We start from the raw sequence: 19,484 nt of genomic DNA on the forward strand, positions 1-19,484 counted from the left end.
CTCCAGATCTCGGGATCGCGGGACGTGCCGGGTTGACCGGGCGTCAGGTGGTCGGGGTGCCGGTCGGGCTCGCGGCCAGGGCGGCGAGGGCGTGTTCGACGACCGCGCCGATCGCCGCCGCCGGTGCGGGTTGCAGCAGCTGCTGGTGCCCGCTGTCCACGTCGTGCGCGAGGACGGCGGAACCGACGTGCGGCTCCCAGCTCTTGACCTTGAGGGCGCGCTCCTCCGGGGTGGGGCGGGTGTCGCCGCCGACCGCCACGAAGAGCGTCATCGGGCAGCCGTCGAAGCGGCCCGGGGTGAACCGCTGGAACAGCTCCAGGTTGTTCCGCATGACCCCCAGCAGCCGTTCCAGCGTACCCGGTTCGAGCGCGGCGAGGGGGCCTTCGGTGCGGGCCAGGTGTGCGGCGACGCCTTGCGGGGTGAGCCGTTCCGGCTCCGCCGCGTCGACCCCGGCCTCGGCCAGGAAGTCGGCGAGGAACTCGGCGTCGCTGGGCCGGGCCCCGAGGGCGTCGTCGGGGTAGGCGTCCAGGTTGGCCAGGAACGCCACCTGTTCGCCGGCGGCGTGCAGCCGGACGGCCATCTCGTGCGCCACGACGCCGCCGTAGGACCAGCCGAGCAGGTGGTACGGGCCGTGCGGCTGCACGGCGCGCACCCGGGCCAGGTACTCCTCGGCGACGTCGCCCAGGTCGGTCGGCAGCGGGCCGTCGTCGGACAGGCCGCGGGCCTGGAGGCCGTAGACCGGCTGCTCCGGGTCGAGGTGCTCGGCGAGCGCCGCGAACGGGATCGCGAAGCCGAGGCCGCCGTGCACGCAGAACAGCGGGGGCCGCCCGCCGGTGGGCCGGATCGGCAGGACGGGCCCGAGCAGGTCGACCGCGCCGCCCCCGGTGGCGGCGGCCGCGGCCAGCGCCTCCAGGGTGCGGTGCTCGAAGACCGCGCCGAGGCTGATCGGCAGCCCGGCCCGGCCGGCCGCGTTGACCAGCCGGATCGCCTTCAGGCTGTCCCCGCCGAGGGCGAAGAAGGAGTCGTCGGGGCCGACCGGGCCCGCGCCCAGGACCTCCTCGACGGCGGCGCAGAGCAGCCGTTCCGGCTCGGTGCGGGGCGCCCGCGGGGCGCGGGCCGAGGGGGTGGCCGCGGGGGCGGGCAGGGCCTTGACGTCCAGCTTGCCGTTGGCGTTCAGCGGCAGTTCCGGCAGCGCGGTGTAGCTCTCCGGCACCATGTGGCCGGGCAGCGAGCGGGCCAGGTGGCCCTGCAACTCGGCCGGTCCGGGGGCCGGCCGGCCGTCGGCGGGCACCAGGTAGGCGACCAGGCGGCGCTGGCCGGCGGCGTCGGCGGGGGCCAGGACGGCGGCCCGGGCGACGGCCGGGTGCTCGGCCAGCAGCCGTTCGATCTCGCCGAGTTCGACCCGGTAGCCGCGGATCTTGACCTGCTGGTCGGCGCGGGCGACGTACTCGATCCGGCCGTGCCGGTCCCAGCGGACCAGGTCGCCGGTGCGGTACATGCGCTCCCCGGGCGCGCCGAACGGGCAGGCGGTGAAGCGGGCGGCGGTCAGCGCGGGCTGGCCGAGGTAGCCGCGGGCCAGGCCCTCGCCGGCCAGGTACAGCTCGCCGACCACGCCGCGCGGCACCGGCCGCAGCGCCTCGTCCAGGACGTACGCGCGGGTGTCGCCGATCGGCAGGCCGATCGGGACGGTGCCCTCGGCGCGGCCGAGGTCCTGGCCGGTGGCGAAGGTGGTGGTCTCGGTGGGGCCGTACACGTTGAACACCGTGGTGTCCGGCAGGGCGGCCCGCAGCCGGTCCAGGTGGTCGCGGGAGTGCGCCTCGCCGCCGGTGAGCAGCGCCCGCAGCGGGGCCAGGGCACGCGGCCGGGTGTCGGCGATGGTGTTGGACAACTGGGTGGTGAGGAAGGCGACGCTCACCCGGGCGCGGGCCAGGAAGGACTCCAGGGCCTGCGGGTCGGCCGGGCCGGGCGGGTGGACCGCCACCCGGGCGCCGTGGGCGAGCGCGCCCCAGATCTCGAAGGTGGAGGCGTCGAAGGCGACCGGCGCGAAGTAGAGGAAGGTGTCCGCGGCGGTCGGCGCCAGCTCCGGCAGGCCCAGGACCAGGCGGACGGCGGCGCGGTGCGGGACCGCGACGCCCTTGGGCTTGCCGGTGGAGCCGGAGGTGTAGATGACGTACAGCAGGTCGTCGGGGTCGATCGGGGCGGCGGGCACCGGGGCGGTGACGGGCCGGCCGGCCAGGTCGGCCAGGGTTTCGGGGGCGTCCAGGAGCAGCTTGACGACCCCGGCGGGGAGCTCCCGTTCGGCCAGGGAGCGTTCGGTGACGAGCAGCCGGGCGCCGCTGTCGGCCAGCATGTCGCGGACCCGCTCGTCGGGGTAGGACGGGTCGATCGGCAGGTAGGCCGCGCCGGTGCGGGCGATCGCCAGCAGGGTGCTCACCACGGCCGGGCCGCGCTCCAGGCGCAGCGCCACCAGGTCGCCCCGGCGGGCGCCGCGCGCGGTCAGCAGGTGGGCCAGGCGGTTGGCCTCGGCGTCCAGTTCGGCGTAGCTGGTGTGCCGCAGCCGCTCGGGGTGGCCGGGCTCGGTGTGGACCAGCGCGACCGCGTCCGGGGTGGCCGCGATCCGGCGGTCCACCAGGGCGGTGAGGGTGCTGCGCGGGGTGCCGGCCCGGTGGGTGCCGAGGGCGAGCAGTTCGGCCTCCTCCTCGGGCCCGAGCAGGTCCAGCCGGGACAGCGGCCGGGCGGGCTCGGCGAGGGCGGCGGCGAGCAGTCGCAGGTAGGCGTCGGTGATCCGGCGGGCGGTGGCGGGTTCGAACAGGTCGGTGCGGTACTCGACGGCGAGCGCGAGCGCGCCGCCGGCCTGCTCGGTGAGCTGGAAGAACAGGTCCCACTTGGCGGTCCGGACCGGCACCGGCTGCTCGGTCACGGCGAGCTCCGGGTCGTCCTCGGGCGCCGGGGCCGGGCCGGCCTGCTGGAAGCCGAGCATCACCTGGAACAGCGGGTGCCGGGCCATCGAGCGCTCGGGGTTGAGCACCTCGACGAGCTTCTCGAAGGGCACGTCCTGGTGCTGGTGGGCGGCCAGGTCGTAGGCCCGGACCCGTTCGGCGAGCTCGCGCAGGCCCGGGTCGCCGGAGGTGTCGGTGCGCAGCACCAGGGTGTTGACGAACATGCCGACCAGCTCGTCGAGCCGCTCGTCGGTGCGGCCGGCGATCGGGCTGCCGAGCGGGATGTCGGTGCCCGCGCCGAGCCGGGTGAGCAGGGCGGCGAGCCCGGCCCGCAGCAGCATGAAGACGCTGACGCCCCAGGCGGCGGCGAGCCGGTGCAGCTCGGCGCTGAGCGGCTGCGGCACGGTGGTGCGCACGACGTCGCCGCGGTGCTCGGCCCGGGTGCCGCGCGGGTGGTCGAAGGGCAGCGCCAGTTCCTCCGGCAGGCCCTTCAGGGTCTCGCTCCAGTAGCCGAGTTGGCGGGTGAGCTCGCTCTGCGGGTCGTCCTCCGCGCCGAGCAGTCCGCGCTGCCACAGGGCGTAGTCGGCGTACTGGACGGGCAGCGGCGGCAGTTGGGCCGGGCGGCCGGCCACCCGGGCCCGGTAGTACGCGGTGAGGTCGCGGGTGAGCGGGGCGAGCGACCAGCCGTCGCCGGCGATGTGGTGCAGGACGATCGTCAGCACGTGCTCGTCCGGGCCGAGCCGGAACAGGCGGGCGCGGAGCGGGAGGTGGTGTTCCAAGTCGAAGCCGCGCGCGGCCTCGGCGGCGAGGGCGGCGGGCAGGCCCGCCTCGGTGGTCTCGCTCACCGGGAGCGGGACGGCGGCCTCGGCCGGGGCGAGCACCCGCTGTTCGGCCGGTCCGCTGCCGGTGGTCTCGGGGGCCCCGGCGGGGGTGGCCCCAGCGGGGGCGTGTTGCGGGAAGACGGTGCGCAGCGCCTCGTGCCGGGTGACCACGTCGTGCAGGGCGCCCGTCAGGGCGGCGGTGTCGAGCCGCCCGGAGAGGCGGATCGCCAGCGGGATGGCGTACAGCCCGCCGGGTGCGCCCAGGTGCTCGACGAACCAGAGCCGCTGCTGCGCGTACGACAGCGGCAGCACGGCCGGGCGCGGCCCGGCGGCGAGCGGGGCGCGGCCGGGTGCGGCGGCGGCCAGCCGTTCGGCGAGGCGGGCGGGGGAGGGGGCCTCGAAGAGGTCCCGTACCTGGAGTTCGGCGCCGAGTTCGGCGCGGACCCGGTTGACGATCCGGGTGGCGAGCAGCGAGTGGCCGCCGAGGGTGAAGAAGTCGTCGTCGACGCCGACCCGGTCGAGTCCGAGCACCTCGGCGAAGACGCCGCAGAGCTGCTCCTCCTCGGCGGTGCGCGGGCTGCGGGCCGAGGTGGTGTACGCGGGGGCGGGCAGGGCGCGGCGGTCGAGCTTGCCGTTGGCGGTCAGCGGCAGCGCGGCGAGCGGGACCACGGCCGCCGGGACCATGTACTCGGGCAGCCGCTCGGCGGCGAACTCCCGCAGCCCGGCCGGGTCGGCGCCGTCGCGGGGCACCACGTAGGCGACCAGGCGCTGGTCGCCGGGCCGGTCCTCGCGGGCGATCACGGCCGCCTCGGCGACCGCGGGGTGCTGGCCGAGGACGGTCGCGATCTCGCCCAACTCGATCCGGAAGCCGCGAAGTTGGACCTGCTCGTCGGCGCGGCCCAGGTACTCCAGGGTGCCGTCGGCCCGCCAGCGGCCGAGGTCGCCGGTGCGGTACATCCGGGTGCCGCCGGGTTCGAACGGGCAGGCGACGAAGCGGGCCGCGGTGAGGTCGGGGCGGCGCAGGTAGCCGCGGGCCAGGCCGGGGCCGGTGATGTACAGCTCGCCGGGCACGCCGGCCGGGACGGGCTGCAGGGCGCCGTCGAGCAGGTAGACCCGCAGGTCCGGGATGCCGCGCCCGATCACACTGCCGCTGCCGGCGGCGGCCGTCGGGGCGTCCAGCTCCTGGTAGGAGACGTGCACCGTGGTCTCGGTGATGCCGTACATGTTGACCAGGCGCGGCGCGTCGTCGGCGTGCCGGGTGTACCAGTCGGTGAGCTTGCCGATGTCCAGCGCCTCGCCGCCGAACACCACGGTCCGCAGGGCGAGCGGGCGCGGGCGGTCGGCGTCGGCGCGCATCAGCTGGTAGAAGGCGGACGGCGTCTGGTTGAGGACGGTCACCCGCTCCTCGGCGAGCAGGTCCAGGAAGGCGTCGGGGGAGCGCGACACGTCGTACGGCACCACGACCAGCCGGCCGCCGCGCAGCAGCGCGCCCCACAGCTCCCAGACGGTGAAGTCGAAGGCGATGGAGTGGAACAGCGTCCACACGTCGCCGGGGCCGAAGCCGAACCAGTCGTCGGTGGCCTCCAGCAGCCGCGCCACGTTCTGGTGCGGCACCACGACGCCCTTGGGGCGGCCGGTGGAGCCGGAGGTGTAGATGACGTAGGCCGGGTGCTCGGGGGAGGCCGCGGTGTCCGGGGCGGTGGCCGGGTGGGCGGCCAGCGCGGCGGCCGTCTCCGGGGCGTCCAGGTCCAGGCGCGGCAGGTCCAGGCGTGGCAGGTCCGGGGCGTCGGGCGGCTCGGGCAGCACGCCGCCGGCGGTCAGCAGCAGCGCCGGACGGGCGTCGCGCAGGGTGTAGCCGATCCGGTCGGCCGGGTGGCCGGGCTCCAGCGGCAGGTAGGCTGCGCCCGCCTTGAGGACGGCCAGGACGGCGACGATCAACTGGACGCCGCGCGGCAGCGCGACGGCCACCAGGCTCTCCGGGCCGGCGCCGCGGGCGGCGAGCAGGTGGGCGAGCCGGTTGGCCCGCTCGTCCAGCTCGCGGTAGCTGAGGGCGGCCTCGCCGGGGGCGGTGACCGCGACGGCGTCCGGGGTGCGGGCGGCCTGCTCGGCGAACAGCTCCGCGACGGTGGCGCGCCGCGCGGGCTCCCGGGGGGCGGCCGAGGCGCCGCTCCACTCGCCGAGGATGCGGGCCAGTTCGGCGGGCTCGGGCGCGCCGAGCCGGGCGAGCGGGGCCTGCGGGTCGTCGGCGACCTGCTCCAGGACGCGGACCAGCCGGTCCAGGACGCGCTGCGCGGACGACTGCGGGTCCTCGGCGGCGTCAGTGTGCTCGGCGGCCTCGGCGAAGGCCGAGGGCCGGTAGGCGAGGTGCAGGTCCAGCCGCTCGCCGGGGAAGACGGTGAGGCTCAGCGGGTAGTGGGTGGCCGAGAGCACCTGGGCGGAGCTGACGGTGCCGCCCGACTCGCGGAACAGCGCGGCCTCGTCCAGCGGGTAGCTCTGGAAGGCGAGGACGGTGTCGAACAGCTCGCCCTGGACGCCGGAGGCGGCCTGCGCCTCGGCGAGCGGCAGGTGTTCGTGCGGCATCATCGCGAGCTGCTGGCGGGCCAGCGCCTCGAACAGCTCGCTCGCCTGCTGGTCCGGGCGCAGATCGGCGCGGACCGGCAGGGTGTTGGCGAACAGGCCGATCATCGACTCGACGTCCGGGACCTCGGCCGGGCGGCCGGAGGTGACCGACCCGAACACCACGTCCTCGCGGCCGGTGAGCCGGCCGAGCAGCAGCGCCCAGCAGCCCTGCACCACGGTGTTGAGGGTCAGGCCCCGGCCGCGCGCCCAGCCGGCGAGCGCCGCGGTGCGCTCCGGTGACAGGAACCCCCGCACGAGCGACGGCAGTTCGAGGGAGTCGCCGTCGCCGGCCGCGGGCAGCGCCCGGACCGGCCCGTCCAGGCCGTCCAGCAGCTGCGCCCAGGCCGCCCGCGCGGCGGCCCGGTCGCGGCCGTTCAGCCAGGTCAGGAACGAGCGGTACGGCGCGGGTGCGGGCAGCGCCGCCGCCCCCGCCTCGTCGCCGAGCAGCACCAGCTCGCGGACGGCCAGCGGGAACGACCAGCCGTCCATGACGATGTGGTGCACCGACCAGAGGAACCGGTGGTGCCCCGCGCCGAGCCGGATCAGGGTGAACCGCATCAGCGGCGGCCGCGCCAGGTCGAACCGGCGCAGCCGGTCCTCACGCGTCAGCCGCTGCGCCTCCGCCTCCCGGTCGGCCTCGGGCAGGTGGGTGAGGTCGTGCAGCTGCCACTGCGGCTCGACCTCGGTCTCCTTGAGGACGACCTGGACGGGCTCGCCGGTCTTGCGGTTGCGGAAGCAGGCCCGCAGGTTGGGGTGCCGGCGCAGCAGCGCGGCCGAGGCCGCGCGCAGCCGGGCGGCGAGCTGCTCGCCGTCACCCGCGCCCGGCCCGTCGATCTCCGCGACGAACTGGAGGGTGTACAGGTCGGGCGAGGCCTGGTCGTACGAGGACAGGAACAGCAGCCCCTGCTGGAGGGGGGAGAGCGGAAGTACTTCGCTGATCTTCGACCCGGTTCTGGGGGCGGTCGTCACGAAAGTTCCTCATTCAACTCGAATTCCAGATCGGCCAGTTCCTCGTCGGACAGGGCGATCAGACTGCTTTCGGGCTCCGTCGGGGCGGGCTCGGCGGGGTTCTGCTCCTGCTCCTCGGCGACCTGGGCCAGGGCGGCGGCGGTCTTGTGGGTGAAGATGTCGCGGGTGGTGAGGGTGAGTCCGGCCTTGCGGGCGCGGCTGACGACCTGGATGGAGCGGATGCTGTCGCCGCCGAGGGCGAAGAAGTCCTCGTCGATGCCGACCCGGCCGGTGCCCAGGACCTCGGCCAGGATCTCGGTCAGCACCTGCTCGCGCTCGGTGCGCGGCGCGCGGGCCTCCTCCTGGTCCCCCAGGTCGGGCCTGGGCAGGGCCTTGCGGTCGAGCTTGCCGTTGGCCGTGAGCGGCATGGCGGGCAGCACCAGCCAGGACGCCGGGATCATGTACCCGGGCAGCAGCTCGGCCAGGTGACGGCGGATCCGGTCCGGGTCGACGCCGGGGCCGGTGAGGTAGCCGATGAGGCGGGGGTTGCCGGAGGCGTCGGGGAGGACGGCGACGGCGGCGTCGGCGACGGTCTCCAGCGAACGGATGACGGCTTCGATTTCGCCGGTTTCGACGCGGCGGCCGCGGATCTTGACCTGGTGGTCGCGGCGTTCGATGAATTCGAGCTGGCCGTCGGGTCGTTGGATGACGCGGTCGCCGGTGCGGTACATCCGGGTGCCAGGTCCGGCATACGGGTCGGCCATGAAGGTGGCGGCGGTGCGGGCGGGGTCGTGGAGGTAGCCGCGGCCGACTCCGGCGCCGCCGATGTAGAGCTCGCCGGGGACGCCGACGGGGACGGGCTGGAGTTCGTCGCTGAGGACGTAGAGGCGGGTGTTGCGGACGGCGGTGCCGATGGGGACGCGGGCGGTGAGGGTGTCGCCGGCGCGGATGACGGCGTGGGTGACGTCGTCGCTGCACTCGGTGGGGCCGTAGGCGTTCATCATCGGGATGTGCGGGTGGCGCGTGTGCCAGCGGTGGCAGAGGTCGGCGGGGAGGGCTTCGCCGGTGACCATCAGCCAGCGCAGGTCCGGGAGTTCGGGGGCGTCGCCCTCGGTGTCCCAGGCGTCCAGGGCGGCGCGCAGCAGGGAGGGGACGACCTCCAGGACGGCGATCTTCTCGTCCCGGGCCATGCCGAACAGGGCGGCCGGGTCGGCGGCCATCTCCGTCCCCGAGACCCGGACGGTGCCGCCGACGACCAGCGGGGCGAGCATCTGCCACACCGACACGTCGAAGGTGAGCGGCGCGTTCTGGACGACGCCCTCCCCGGCGACCAGGTCGAGGTCCCCGACCTTGGCCCAGAGGTGGTTCATCATCCCCGAGCGCTGCACCATCGCGCCCTTGGGCTTGCCGGTGGAGCCCGAGGTGAACATCACGTACGCCAGGTCCAGCCCGGTGCCCACGCAGTCGGGCAGGGCCCGCGCGCCGGCGGCCTGCTCCAGGCCGATGACGGTGACCGGCCCGCCCTGGACAGCGGCGGCGAACTCGGCGGCCTGCTCCTCGTACCCGGCGCCGACCAGCAGGTGGCGGGCGCCGCCGTCCTCCAGCAGCCCGGTGTTGCGGGCGGCGGGGGCGGCCGGGTCGAGCGGCAGGTAGGCGCCGCCGGCGCCGATCACGCCCAGCACGCCGGTGATGAACGGGACGCCGGGCTCGGCGAGCATCGCGACCACCGAGCCGGTGGTGACCCCGGCCTCGGCGAGGCCCGCGGACAGGCCGCCGGCCGCCTCGACCAGCTCCCGGTAGGTCAGCGAGCCGGCGCCGTCGGTGACGGCGGTCGCCTCGGGGGTGCGGGCGGCGACGGCGCGCACCCGCTCGACGACGCCGAGGCTCTCCTCGGGGATCGACGGGTCCCAGGCGCCGAGCAGTCCGCCCAGCTCGCCGGGGGTGCCGGTGCCGGTGAGGTCCGCCGGGGCGGTCACGTCGACCTGGGCGAGCGGCAGTCCGGGCCGCTCGGCGACGGTCCGCAGCAGGTGCTGGAAGATCGCCGCGACCCGCTCGACCTCGGCCCGGCCGAACAGGCCGGGGTTGTAGTCCAGCCGCAGGTGCAGGCTGTCGCCGGGGTGGACCACCAGGCTCAGCGGGTGGTGCCGGGCGTCCAGGGCCTCGGTGCGGACGATGCGCGGGCCGTCGGCGACGCCGGTGTCGAGGCCGTTCTCGTCCAGCGGGAAGTTCTCGAACAGCACCACGGTGTCGAAGACCTCGCCGGACAGGCCGGCGGCCTGGTGGATCGCGGCGAGCCCGAGGTGCTCGTGCGGGAGCAGCGCGGTCTGCTGGTCCTGGAGGGCGTGCAGCAGTTCGGCGAGGGTGTCGCCGGGGTGCAGCCGGGCCCGGACCGGCACGGTGGTGAGGAACATGCCGATCATCGACTCGACGTCCGGGACCTCGGCCGGGCGGCCGGAGGTGACGGCGCCGAACACCACGTCCTGGCGGCCGGTGAGCCGGCCGAGCAGCAGCGCCCAGCAGCCCTGCACCACGGTGTTGACGGTCAGGCCCTGGGTGCGGGCCCAGCCGGCGAGCGCGGCGGTCAGCTCGCGCGGCACCTCGGCGAGCACCGCGTCGGGCAGCGCCGGGAGGCGGCTCGGGTCGGCGGGGACGAGCAGGGTGGGCTCGTCGATGTCGGCCAGCACCTCGTGCCAGGCGGCCCGTGCGGCCGTGCGGTCCTGCGCGGTCAGCCAGGCCAGGTACGAGCGGTACGGGGCCGGGTCGGGCAGCAGCGCGACGTCCGCGCCGGGCGCGCAGAGCGCGAACAGCTCGCGGACGAGCAGCGGCATCGACCAGCCGTCGACCAGGATGTGGTGGCTGGTCCAGATGAACCGGTGCCGGCCCTCGCCGTGGGTGACGAGCGCGAAGCGCAGCAGCGGCGGCGCGGCGAGGTCGAAGCGGCGGGTGCGCTCGGCCTCGGTGATGCGGTTCAGCTCGGCGGCCCGGGCGGGCTCCGGCAGGTCGGTCAGGTCGGCTTCCAGCCAGGGCAGTTCGGCGTGCTGGGCGATGACCTGGACGGGCTCGCCGGTGGCCCGGGCGCGGAAGGCGGCGCGCAGGTTGGGGTGCCGGTCGAGCAGGGTCTGCCCGGCGGCGCGCAGGGCGTCGGCGTCGAGGTCGCCCTCGATGTCGGCGACGATCTGCAGGGTGTAGACGTCGACCGCGTCCGCGGCGCTGCCGGCGGCGGTGTCGTAGTCGGCGTGGAAGAGCATGCCCTGCTGGAGCGGGGTGAGCGGCAGGACGTCGGCGAGGGCGGTGCCGGCCTCGGCGAGTTCGGCCTCGTACTCCTCGATCTCGTCCTGGGCCAGGGCGACCAGCGGCAGGTCGGAGGGGGTGCGGCCGCCCGCGCCGGGGGCGGTGGCGTGCCGGGCGAGCAGTTCGAGGGCGCGGAACCAGGTGGCCGCGACGTCCTGGGCGTCCTCCTCGGCGACGGTCCGGCCGGCCCAGGACCAGTTGGCGATCAGGTGCGGGCCGTCGTGCCGGTCCTCGGTGGCCGGGGTGACGTCGAGCAGGTGCGGCAGCGGCATGCCGGGGTGGGCGCCGGTGCCGACCACGCCGTCGCCGCCGGCCGGCTCCCAGAGGCGGGCCTCGCGGGCGTCGAAGCGGCCCATGTAGTTGAAGCCGATCTGCGGCTTGTGGTGGCCGGCCAGGGCGCGGGCGGCGTGCGGGTTGAGGTAGCGCAGCAGGCCGTATCCGACGCCGCGGTCGGGCAGCGCGCGCAGCTGCTCCTTGATCCGCTTGAGGGCGGCGGCGAGGGCGGGGCCGCCGGCCCAGAGCTCGTCCCAGTCGAGGGTGCCGGGGTCGAGGCGCATCGGGAAGGCGCTGGTGAACCAGCCGACGGTGCGGGACAGGTCGAGGCCGTCGCTGAGCTGCTCGCGGCCGTGGCCCTCCAGCTCGATCAGGGTCTGGGCGTAGTCGGCGCGGCCGTGCCGGCGGCGCCAGTCGGCGACGGCGAGGGCGAGGCCGGTCAGCAGGACGTCGTTGACCTCGGCGTGAAAGGCCGCCGGGACGTCGGTGAGCAGCGGGCCGGTGACCTCGGGGCCGAGCTCCAGGCGCAGGGTGCGCTGGGTGCCGTAGACGTCCGTCTCGGGGTCGAGCCGGTGGGTGCCGACCAGCGGGTCGGGGCCGGTCAGGATCGACTGCCAGAGGGCGAGTTCGGGGCCGCGGACCTGGGTGCGGGCCTGCGCGGCGAGCAGCTGGGACCAGGCGCGGTAGGAGGTGCCGACCGGGTCGAGGGCGGGGGTGCGGCCGGCCGCCAGCGCCTCGCAGGCGGCGGCGAGGTCGGGCAGCAGGATCCGCCAGGACACGCCGTCGATGACCAGGTGGTGGGCGGAGAGCACCAGCAGGGCGGTGTCGGCGCCGGGGGCCGCGCCGATCAGCACGGCCTGGATCATCACGGCGGCGGCGGGGTCGAGCCGGGCGCGGGCGGCGGAGGCCTGCCGCTCGGCGAAGCCGAGGGCGTCCTGGTCGTCGGCGCCGCTGCCGGCGCCGTTCTCGGCCGTGGCGACCAGGCGGACGCCGGCGAGCGCGCCGGGGGCCAGTGCCTCCAGGTGCCACAGGCCGGGGGCGGGTTCGGTGGCCCGGGTGCGCAGCGCGTCGTGGTGGTCGACCAGGGTGTGCAGGGCCGCGTCGAGCAGTTCGGCGTCCAGGGCGGCGGGGACCCGGACGACCACGTGCTGGCTGTACTTGACGACCGGGCCGGTGAGGCTGGTGGTGTCGTCGTGCAACTGGCCCATGATCGGGGTGAGTTCGTACGGGCCGGTGCCGCCCGCGTCCTCGGCGGGCGCGGTCGCCGCCGTGGGGTCGGCGCCGCCCGCGACCCGGGCGAGGGCGGCGGCGGTCTTGTGGGTGAAGATGTCGCGGGTGGTGAGGGTGAGTCCGGCCTTGTGGGCGCGGCTGACGACCTGGATGGAGCGGATGCTGTCGCCGCCGAGGGCGAAGAAGTCCTCGTCGATGCCGACCCGGCCGGTGCCGAGGACCTCGGCGAGGATGTCGCAGAGGACCCGCTCGCGCTCGGTGCGGGGGCTGCGGAGGGTGTCCTGCTCGCCGAGGGCGGGCTTGGGCAGGGCCTTGCGGTCGAGCTTGCCGTTGGGGGTGAGCGGCATGGTGTCGAGGACGAGCCAGGACGCCGGGATCATGTAGCCGGGCAGCAGTTGGGAGAGTTCGGCCCGGACCTGTGCGGGGTCGACGCCGGGGCCGGTGAGGTAGCCGATGAGGCGGGGGTTGCCGGAGGCGTCGGGGAGGACGGCGACGGCGGCGTCGGCGACGGTCTCCAGCGAACGGATGACGGCTTCGATCTCGCCGGTCTCGACGCGGCGGCCGCGGATCTTGACCTGGTGGTCGCGGCGTTCGATGAATTCGAGCTGGCCGTCGGGTCGTTGGATGACGCGGTCGCCGGTGCGGTACATCCGGGTGCCAGGTCCGGCGTAGGGGTCGGCCATGAACGTGCCCGCGGTGCGGGCGGGGTCGTGGAGGTAGCCGCGGCCGACTCCGGCGCCGCCGATGTAGAGCTCGCCGGGGACGCCGACGGGGACGGGCTGGAGTTCGTCGCTGAGGACGTACAGCCGGGTGTTGCGCACCGCCGTGCCGATGGGGACGCGGGCGGTGAGGGTGTCGCCGGCGCGGATGACGGCGTGGGTGACGTCGTCGGAGCACTCGGTGGGGCCGTAGGCGTTCATCATCGGGATGTGCGGGTGGCGGGCGTGCCAGCGGTGGCAGAGGTCGGCGGGGAGGGCTTCGCCGGTGACCATCAGCCAGCGCAGGTCCGGGAGTTCGGGTGCGGTGCCGTCGAGGTCCCAGGCGTCCAGGGCGGCGCGCAGCAGGGAGGGGACGACCTCCAGGACGGCGATCTTCTCGTCCCGGGCCATGCCGAACAGGGCGGCCGGGTCGGCGGCCATGTCGGTGCCGGAGACCCGGACGGTGCCGCCGACGATGAGCGGGGCGAGCATCTGCCACACCGACACGTCGAAGGTGAGCGGCGCGTTCTGGACGACGCCCTCCCCGGCGGCCAGGTCGAGGTCTCCGACCTTGGCCCAGAGGTGGTTCATCATCCCGGAGCGCTGCACCATCGCGCCCTTGGGCTTGCCGGTGGAGCCCGAGGTGAACATCACGTACGCCAGGTCCAACTCGCCTCCGACAGAGGCGAGTTCGGCTCCGCTGGTGGAGTCGGACGGGTCGGCCAGCGGCAGGGCGGTGGTCGCCCCGGCGGTGAGCTCGGCGGCCTGCTCCTCGTACCCGGCGCCGACCAGCAGGTGGCGGGCGCCGCCGTCCTCCAGCAGCCCGGTGTTGCGGGCGGCCGGGGCGGTCGGGTCGAGCGGCAGGTAGGCGCCGCCGGCGGCCTGGACGGCCAGCACACCGGTGACGAAGGGGACGCCGGGCTCGGCGAACATCGCGACCACCGAACCGGTGGTGACCCCGGCGGCGGTCAGCCGGGCGGCCAGGCCCGCCGCGCGGGCGACCAGTTCGCGGTAGTCGATCCGCTCGGCGCCGTCGGCCACGGCCACCGCGTCGGGCGTACCGGCCGCGACGGCGCGGACCCGCTCGACCAGGCCCTGGTCGGCGGCGGTGGCCGGATCCCAGGCTCCGAGCAGCCCGAGCGGTTCGCCGGTCGCGCCCAGGCCCACCTGGCCGAGCGGACGGTCCGCGGGCATGGTGGCGAGGGTGCCGAGGAAGGTCTCGAACCGGGCGAGGTGGGTGGCGAGTTCGGCCGGCTCGTACAGCTCGGGGTTGCCGTCGAGGTGGATCTCGACGGTGCCGTCGTCCGCGTTCAGGACCGTCATGATGAGGTCCTTGACGATGCCGGTGGACAGGTTGACCACGACCCCGCGGCAGTCGCCGAAGGCCAGCTCCGGGTCCTGGTTGAGCACGTTGATGAACGGGCCGAAGGCGCGCTGGTCGTCGATCCGCAGGCCGATGTCGCGGCGGACCTTGTCCCCGCGGTAGCGCTGGTGCTTCAGCGTGCCGGCGACCTCGACCCAGGCCGCGCGCAGCAGTTCGGTGCGGGTCATCTCCGGGCGCACCCGGACGGCCAGCGGCAGGTAGTTGGCGAGCATGCCGGGGATCTCGCGGCTGACCGCGCCGACCCTGCCGGTGACCGGCAGGGTGAGCAGCGGCGCCGCGACCCCGGTGACGCGCTGGGTGTAGGCGGCCATCGCGGCGACCATCAGGACCGGCATGGTGACCTTGCCGTCCTGGGCGAGGGCGTGCAGCGCGGCCGTGGTCGCGGGGGAGAGCCGGGCGGTCTCGCGCAGCGCGACCCGGCCGGGGGCCGGCTCCTGCTCGGAGAGCGAGACCAGCTCGGGCACCGCGCCGTGCCGGTCGGAGGTGAGACGGTCCGTCCAGTAGGCGCGGTCCTTCTCGACCATCGACGAGTCGAGGTACTTGCGCTCGGCGTCCAGCAGCCGGTGGAAGGCCGGCATGGCGTCGGCGTCCAGCTCGGCCGGGCCCTCGCCGGCGGCCAGCCGGGTGTAGGCGCTGGACAGCTTGGGGTAGAGCAGCGAGCGGCTGAAGCCGTCCGCGAGGATGTGGTGCATGCACAGGTAGAGCAGGTGGTGCTCCGGGGCGAGCCTGATTAGCGCGCCGCGGAACAGCGGGAAGTCGGTGACCTTCATCGGGTCGGCGTGGTCGGCCCGCATCCACCGCTCGGCCGCCGCCGAGGGCTCCGCCTCGCCGCTGAAGTCCAGCGTCTTGAGCGGGAGCTGGGCGAGCGGGCGGATGATCTGGCCGGGGGCGCCGTCCTCCTCGACGAACTGCACCCGCAGCCCCTCGGCCTCGTGGCCGAGGCGTTGCAGCGCCCGTCCGAGCAGCTCGGCGTCGAGCGGTCCGCGCAGATCGATGTAGTCCGCCATGTTGTAGGCCAGCGGCCCGGCGGCGAACTGCTCGTCGAACCAGATCTCGGCCTGTGCCGCGGTGAGCGGAAGGACAGCGTTCCGGTTTGTCGTCACTGCTTTGCTCTCCGTCATTCTCAGCCTCAGCCCCGCCTTGAAAACTCTCGACCCTCTGACCCCGCCGGCCCCGACCCCGCCGGCTCCGACCCCGCAGGCCCCGCCCCCGGCGGACCGGTCAGCCGGACACGGTCTGGAGCCCGGCGGCGACGCCCGCCCCGAGGCCCCGGTGCTCGACCCCGGGCAGCAGGCCCTCCGGGCCGACCGAACCGCGCACCCACTCGTCGTGGTAGACGGTGTCCATGTAGCGCTCGCCCAGGTCCGGCGAGATGGTCACGGCGGTCACCCGCTCGCGCACGCCGCCCGCGCCGTCGCCGTAGTGCTCGTTCAGCCAGCGCAGCGCGCCGCTGACGGCCGTCCCGGTGGAACCGCCGAACAGGAAGCCGCCGCGCATCAGTTCGCGGCAGGTGCGGACGGTGTCGGTCTCCTCGACGTGGACCGCCCGCTCCACCAGCGACTCGTCCAGCAGCGCGGGCCGCACGCTGGTGCCCAGGCCCGGGATGTGCCGGGTGGCCGGCGGGGCGCCGAAGGTGACCGAGCCGACGCTGTCGACCGGGACGACCCGCACCGAGGGGCGCCGCTCGCGGAAGTACCGGGCGCAGCCCATCAGCGTCCCGGTCGTGCCCGCGCCGATGAACAGCACGTTCAGGTCCGGGAACTGGCGGGCGATGGCCGGCGCGGTGGTCCGGTAGTGCGCCATCCAGTTGCCCGGACTCAGGTACTGGTTGAGCCAGACCCGCTTCTCGTCGGCGGCGAGCAGCGCCTTGACGTGGCGGATCCGCGCACCGAGGAAGCCCTCGGTCTCGTGCGGCTCGGTGATCAGGTGCACCTCGGCGCCGTACGACTCCATGGTGCGGCGGGTGACCTCGTTGCAGCGAGAGTCGGTGACACAGATGAACTTGTAGCCGCGGCTGGCGGCGAGCACGCTCAGGGCGACGCCCATGTTCCCGGACGAGGATTCCACCAGGGTCGAGCCGGGGCCGAGGACGCCCGCCGCCTCGGCCTGCGCGACCATTTCCCGGGCCGCTTTCAGCTTGATGGACCCGGCGAAGTTGAACCCTTCGACTTTCAGGAAGAGACGGTGCCCGAAGAACGGCTGCAGATTCACGAAGAGGTCGCTGACCTCGAATTCGTGCGACGCGGAAATGACCGGCACTGGAGACTCCTGGCCTTCGGTAACGAATTAGCCTCGGCGGCAAGCCTCCCGCCGGGCGCTGACGAGGGGCTGACGGACTGCTGACGGGGTCCGCGACCAGGGTTTCGGACCCGTCCGGAGGCACGCGTCAGCCGTCCGTCAGTTGCCGGTCAGTTGCTCGTCAGCGCCATCGGAAAGCGTTTGTTATTCCGCACTTGCAGGCCTTCCACGAGGAGCCCGGTTTGAATCGGCCGTCCGCCATCAGTGAAGTCCTTCCGCTCTCGCCGCTGCAACAGGGACTGCTCTTTCTCTCGGAGTACGACCGTGAGGGGACGGACGTCTACACCATTCAGCTGGTCCTCGACCTGGACGAGCTGACCGACGCCGATGCCGCCGCGCTGCGCACCGCGGCGGGCCTGCTCCTGGAGCGGCACCCCAACCTGAAGGCCTGCTTCCGGCACCGCAAGAACGGCGAGGCGATCCAGGTGATCCCCACGTCGGTCGAACTGCCGTGGCGCGAGGTCGCGGTGGCGGCCTCCGCCGAGGGGCCGGAGGCGGAGTTCGACCGGCTCGCCGAGGAGGACCGGCTGCGCCGCTTCGACCTCGCCCGCCCGCCGCTCCAGCGGCTCACCCTGGCCCGCGCCGAGGGCGGGCGCTGCCGGCTGGTCTGGACCGTCCACCACATCCTGGTGGACGGCTGGTCGATGGTCTCGCTGATCGGCGAACTCGCCGCGCTCGCCGAGGAGCTGAAGGCCGGCGGCACCCCCGCCAAGCAGCCGCGGGCCGGCGCGGCCCGCTACCAGGCGCACCTGGCCTGGCTCGGCGCGCAGGACAAGGAGGCCGCCCGGCAGGCCTGGACCGCCGCCCTGGCCGGGGTCGTCGACCCGACCCGGCTGGTGCCGGCCGGCCGCGACCGGGCCGCCGGCGCGGCCGCGCTGCCGCAGGCCGTCCCGCTGGAGCTGACCCCCGAGGTCTCCGCCGCGCTGACCGGCTTCGCCCGCTCGCGCGGCCTGACCGTCAACGCGGTGGTGCAGGGCTGCTGGGCGCTGCTGCTGTCCCGGCTGACCGGCCAGGACACCGTGCTGTTCGGCGCGGTCACCTCCGGCCGGCCGGCCGAGGTCCCGGACGTCGAGCGGATGGTGGGCCTGTTCGCCAACACGCTCCCGGTCCGGGTGGACGTCGACCCGGCCCGCACCCCGGCCGAGCTCTTCGCCGACGTGCAGCGGTCGCAGACCGCGCTGCTGGCGCACGAGCACCTGACCCTGGCGGAGGTCCAGCAGCTCACCGCCGTGCGCGGCGAACTCTTCGACACCGCCCTGATGTTCCAGAACTACCCGATGGGCGGCCTGCCGCTGGCCACCGGCACCGGCCCCCGGGTGACCGGCGCCGACGTCCGCTCCGCCACCCACTTCCCGGTCACCCTCACGGTCTTCCCCGGCACCCCGTTCGGCCTGGCCGTCAACCACGTGCCCGCGCTGGTCACCCGGGCGGAGGCCGAACTGGTCGGGCGGCGCTTCGCCCGGCTGCTGGCCGCCGCCGTCGCCCGGCCCGACGAGCCGTGCGGCCGGCTGGACGTCCTGGACGAGGCCGAGCGCGCCGGGATCACCGAGACCCGCAACGCCACCGGGACGCCGCTGCCCGGCGACTGGCTGGCCCCGCTGCTGGCCGCCCGGGCCGCCCGCACCCCGGACGCGCCCGCCGTGCGCTGCGGCGAGGAGCGCCTGACCTACCGCGAACTGCACGCCCGCGCCGACGCGCTGGCGCACGCCCTGCACGCCGCCGGGGCCGGCCCGGAGCAGGTGGTGGCGATCGCGCTGGACCGCTCCTGCGACCTGGTGGTCGCCGCCCTGGCCGTCCTCAAGTCCGGCGCGGCCTACCTGCCGCTGGACCCGGACTACCCGGCCGACCGGCTGCGCTACATGCTCGCCGACGCCGCCCCGGTGGTCACCCTCACCCACCGCCGGGTGCGCGAACTCCTCGCCGCCGAAGCCTCCGAAGGCGAGATGAGCACCGGCGAACTGTGGGTCCTGGACGGCCCGGACGCCGCGACCGGTGCGCCCGGGCAGCGCGTACCGGGCACGGCCCCGCGCGCCGACCACCCCGCGTACGTGATCTACACTTCGGGCTCCACCGGCCGCCCCAAGGGCGTCGTGGTGCCGCACCGGGCGCTGGTCAACCTGGTCGAGGACATGGTCGCCCGCTTCGAAGTGACCACCGAGGACCGCTTCCTCGCCGTCACCACCTTCGGCTTCGACATCGCCAACCTGGAGCTGTTCGTCCCGCTCGCCGCCGGCGCCGAACTGCTGGTCGCCGACCGCGAGACGGTCCGCGACCCGGCCGCCCTGGCGGACGCCGTCACCGGCCTGGACGCCACCCTGCTGCAGGCCACCCCCAGCCTCTGGCAGTCGCTCGCCGCCGACCACGCCCCCCGGCTGGCCGGCCTGCGCGCCCTGGTCGGCGGCGAGGCGCTGCCCGAGCCGCTGGCCCGCACCCTCACCGCGCACTGCGCGTCCGTGACCAACGTGTACGGCCCGACCGAGACCACCATCTGGTCCACCGCCGCGCCGCTGACCACCACCGCGGCCGGGCCGCCGCCGATCGGCGGCCCGATCGCCAACACCCGGGTGTACGTCCTGGACGGCGCGCTGCGCCCCGTCCCCGACGGCACCTTCGGCGACCTCTACCTCGCCGGCACCGGCCTGGCCCGCGGCTACCTGGGCCGCCCCGGCCTGAGCGCCGAGCGCTTCGTCGCCGACCCGTACGGCCCGAGCGGCGCGCGGATGTACCGCACCGGCGACATCGTCCGCTGGGACGCCGCCGGCACCGCCCTGGAGTACGCGGGGCGCAGCGACCACCAGGTGAAGATCCGTGGCTACCGCATCGAACTCGGCGAGATCGAGTCCGTGCTCGCGGCGCAGCCCGGAGTGACGGGGGGGGGGGGGGGGGCGCGCGCCCCGCCCGGGGGGGGGGGCCCCCCCGGGGGCGGGTTGGGTGCCGCGGGGGGGGGCGCCCCCGCCCAGGGGGGGGGGGGGGGGTCGGCGGG

The 19,484-nt window shown here is 75.3% G+C and carries 4 protein-coding genes; 1 reads left to right on the top strand and 3 read right to left on the bottom strand.

What is annotated here, in order from left to right; genetic code table 11:
* Nucleotides 1-43: 43 nt before the first annotated feature.
* The 3 genes from ACFV6D_RS08235 to sbnA all read right to left on the bottom strand — a co-directional run bounded on the left by ACFV6D_RS08235 (nucleotide 44) and on the right by sbnA (nucleotide 16,462).
* Nucleotides 44-7,348 carry an amino acid adenylation domain-containing protein gene (locus ACFV6D_RS08235; RefSeq protein WP_380558923.1) on the bottom strand — a complete coding sequence of 2,435 codons (7,305 nt, stop codon included), beginning with the start codon at nucleotides 7,346-7,348 and terminating at the stop codon, nucleotides 44-46.
* Nucleotides 7,345-15,306, bottom strand: a complete 7,962-nt coding sequence (locus ACFV6D_RS08240) for an amino acid adenylation domain-containing protein (protein ID WP_380558925.1) — start codon at nucleotides 15,304-15,306, stop codon at nucleotides 7,345-7,347. The genes ACFV6D_RS08235 and ACFV6D_RS08240 overlap by 4 nt, the downstream gene beginning before the upstream one ends.
* A gap of 118 nt (nucleotides 15,307-15,424) precedes the next feature.
* Nucleotides 15,425-16,462, bottom strand: a complete 1,038-nt coding sequence (gene sbnA, locus ACFV6D_RS08245) for a 2,3-diaminopropionate biosynthesis protein SbnA (protein WP_063348730.1) — start codon at nucleotides 16,460-16,462, stop codon at nucleotides 15,425-15,427.
* 221 nt (nucleotides 16,463-16,683) lie between these two features.
* Between sbnA and ACFV6D_RS08250 the strand changes: the two genes are divergently transcribed.
* Nucleotides 16,684-19,484, top strand: a 2,801-nt coding sequence (locus tag ACFV6D_RS08250) for an amino acid adenylation domain-containing protein (protein WP_380558927.1), incomplete at its 3' end; no start/stop codon positions are given.

It is taken from the genome of Kitasatospora sp. NPDC059812 (assembly GCF_042732075.1).
Classification (GTDB): domain Bacteria; phylum Actinomycetota; class Actinomycetes; order Streptomycetales; family Streptomycetaceae; genus Kitasatospora.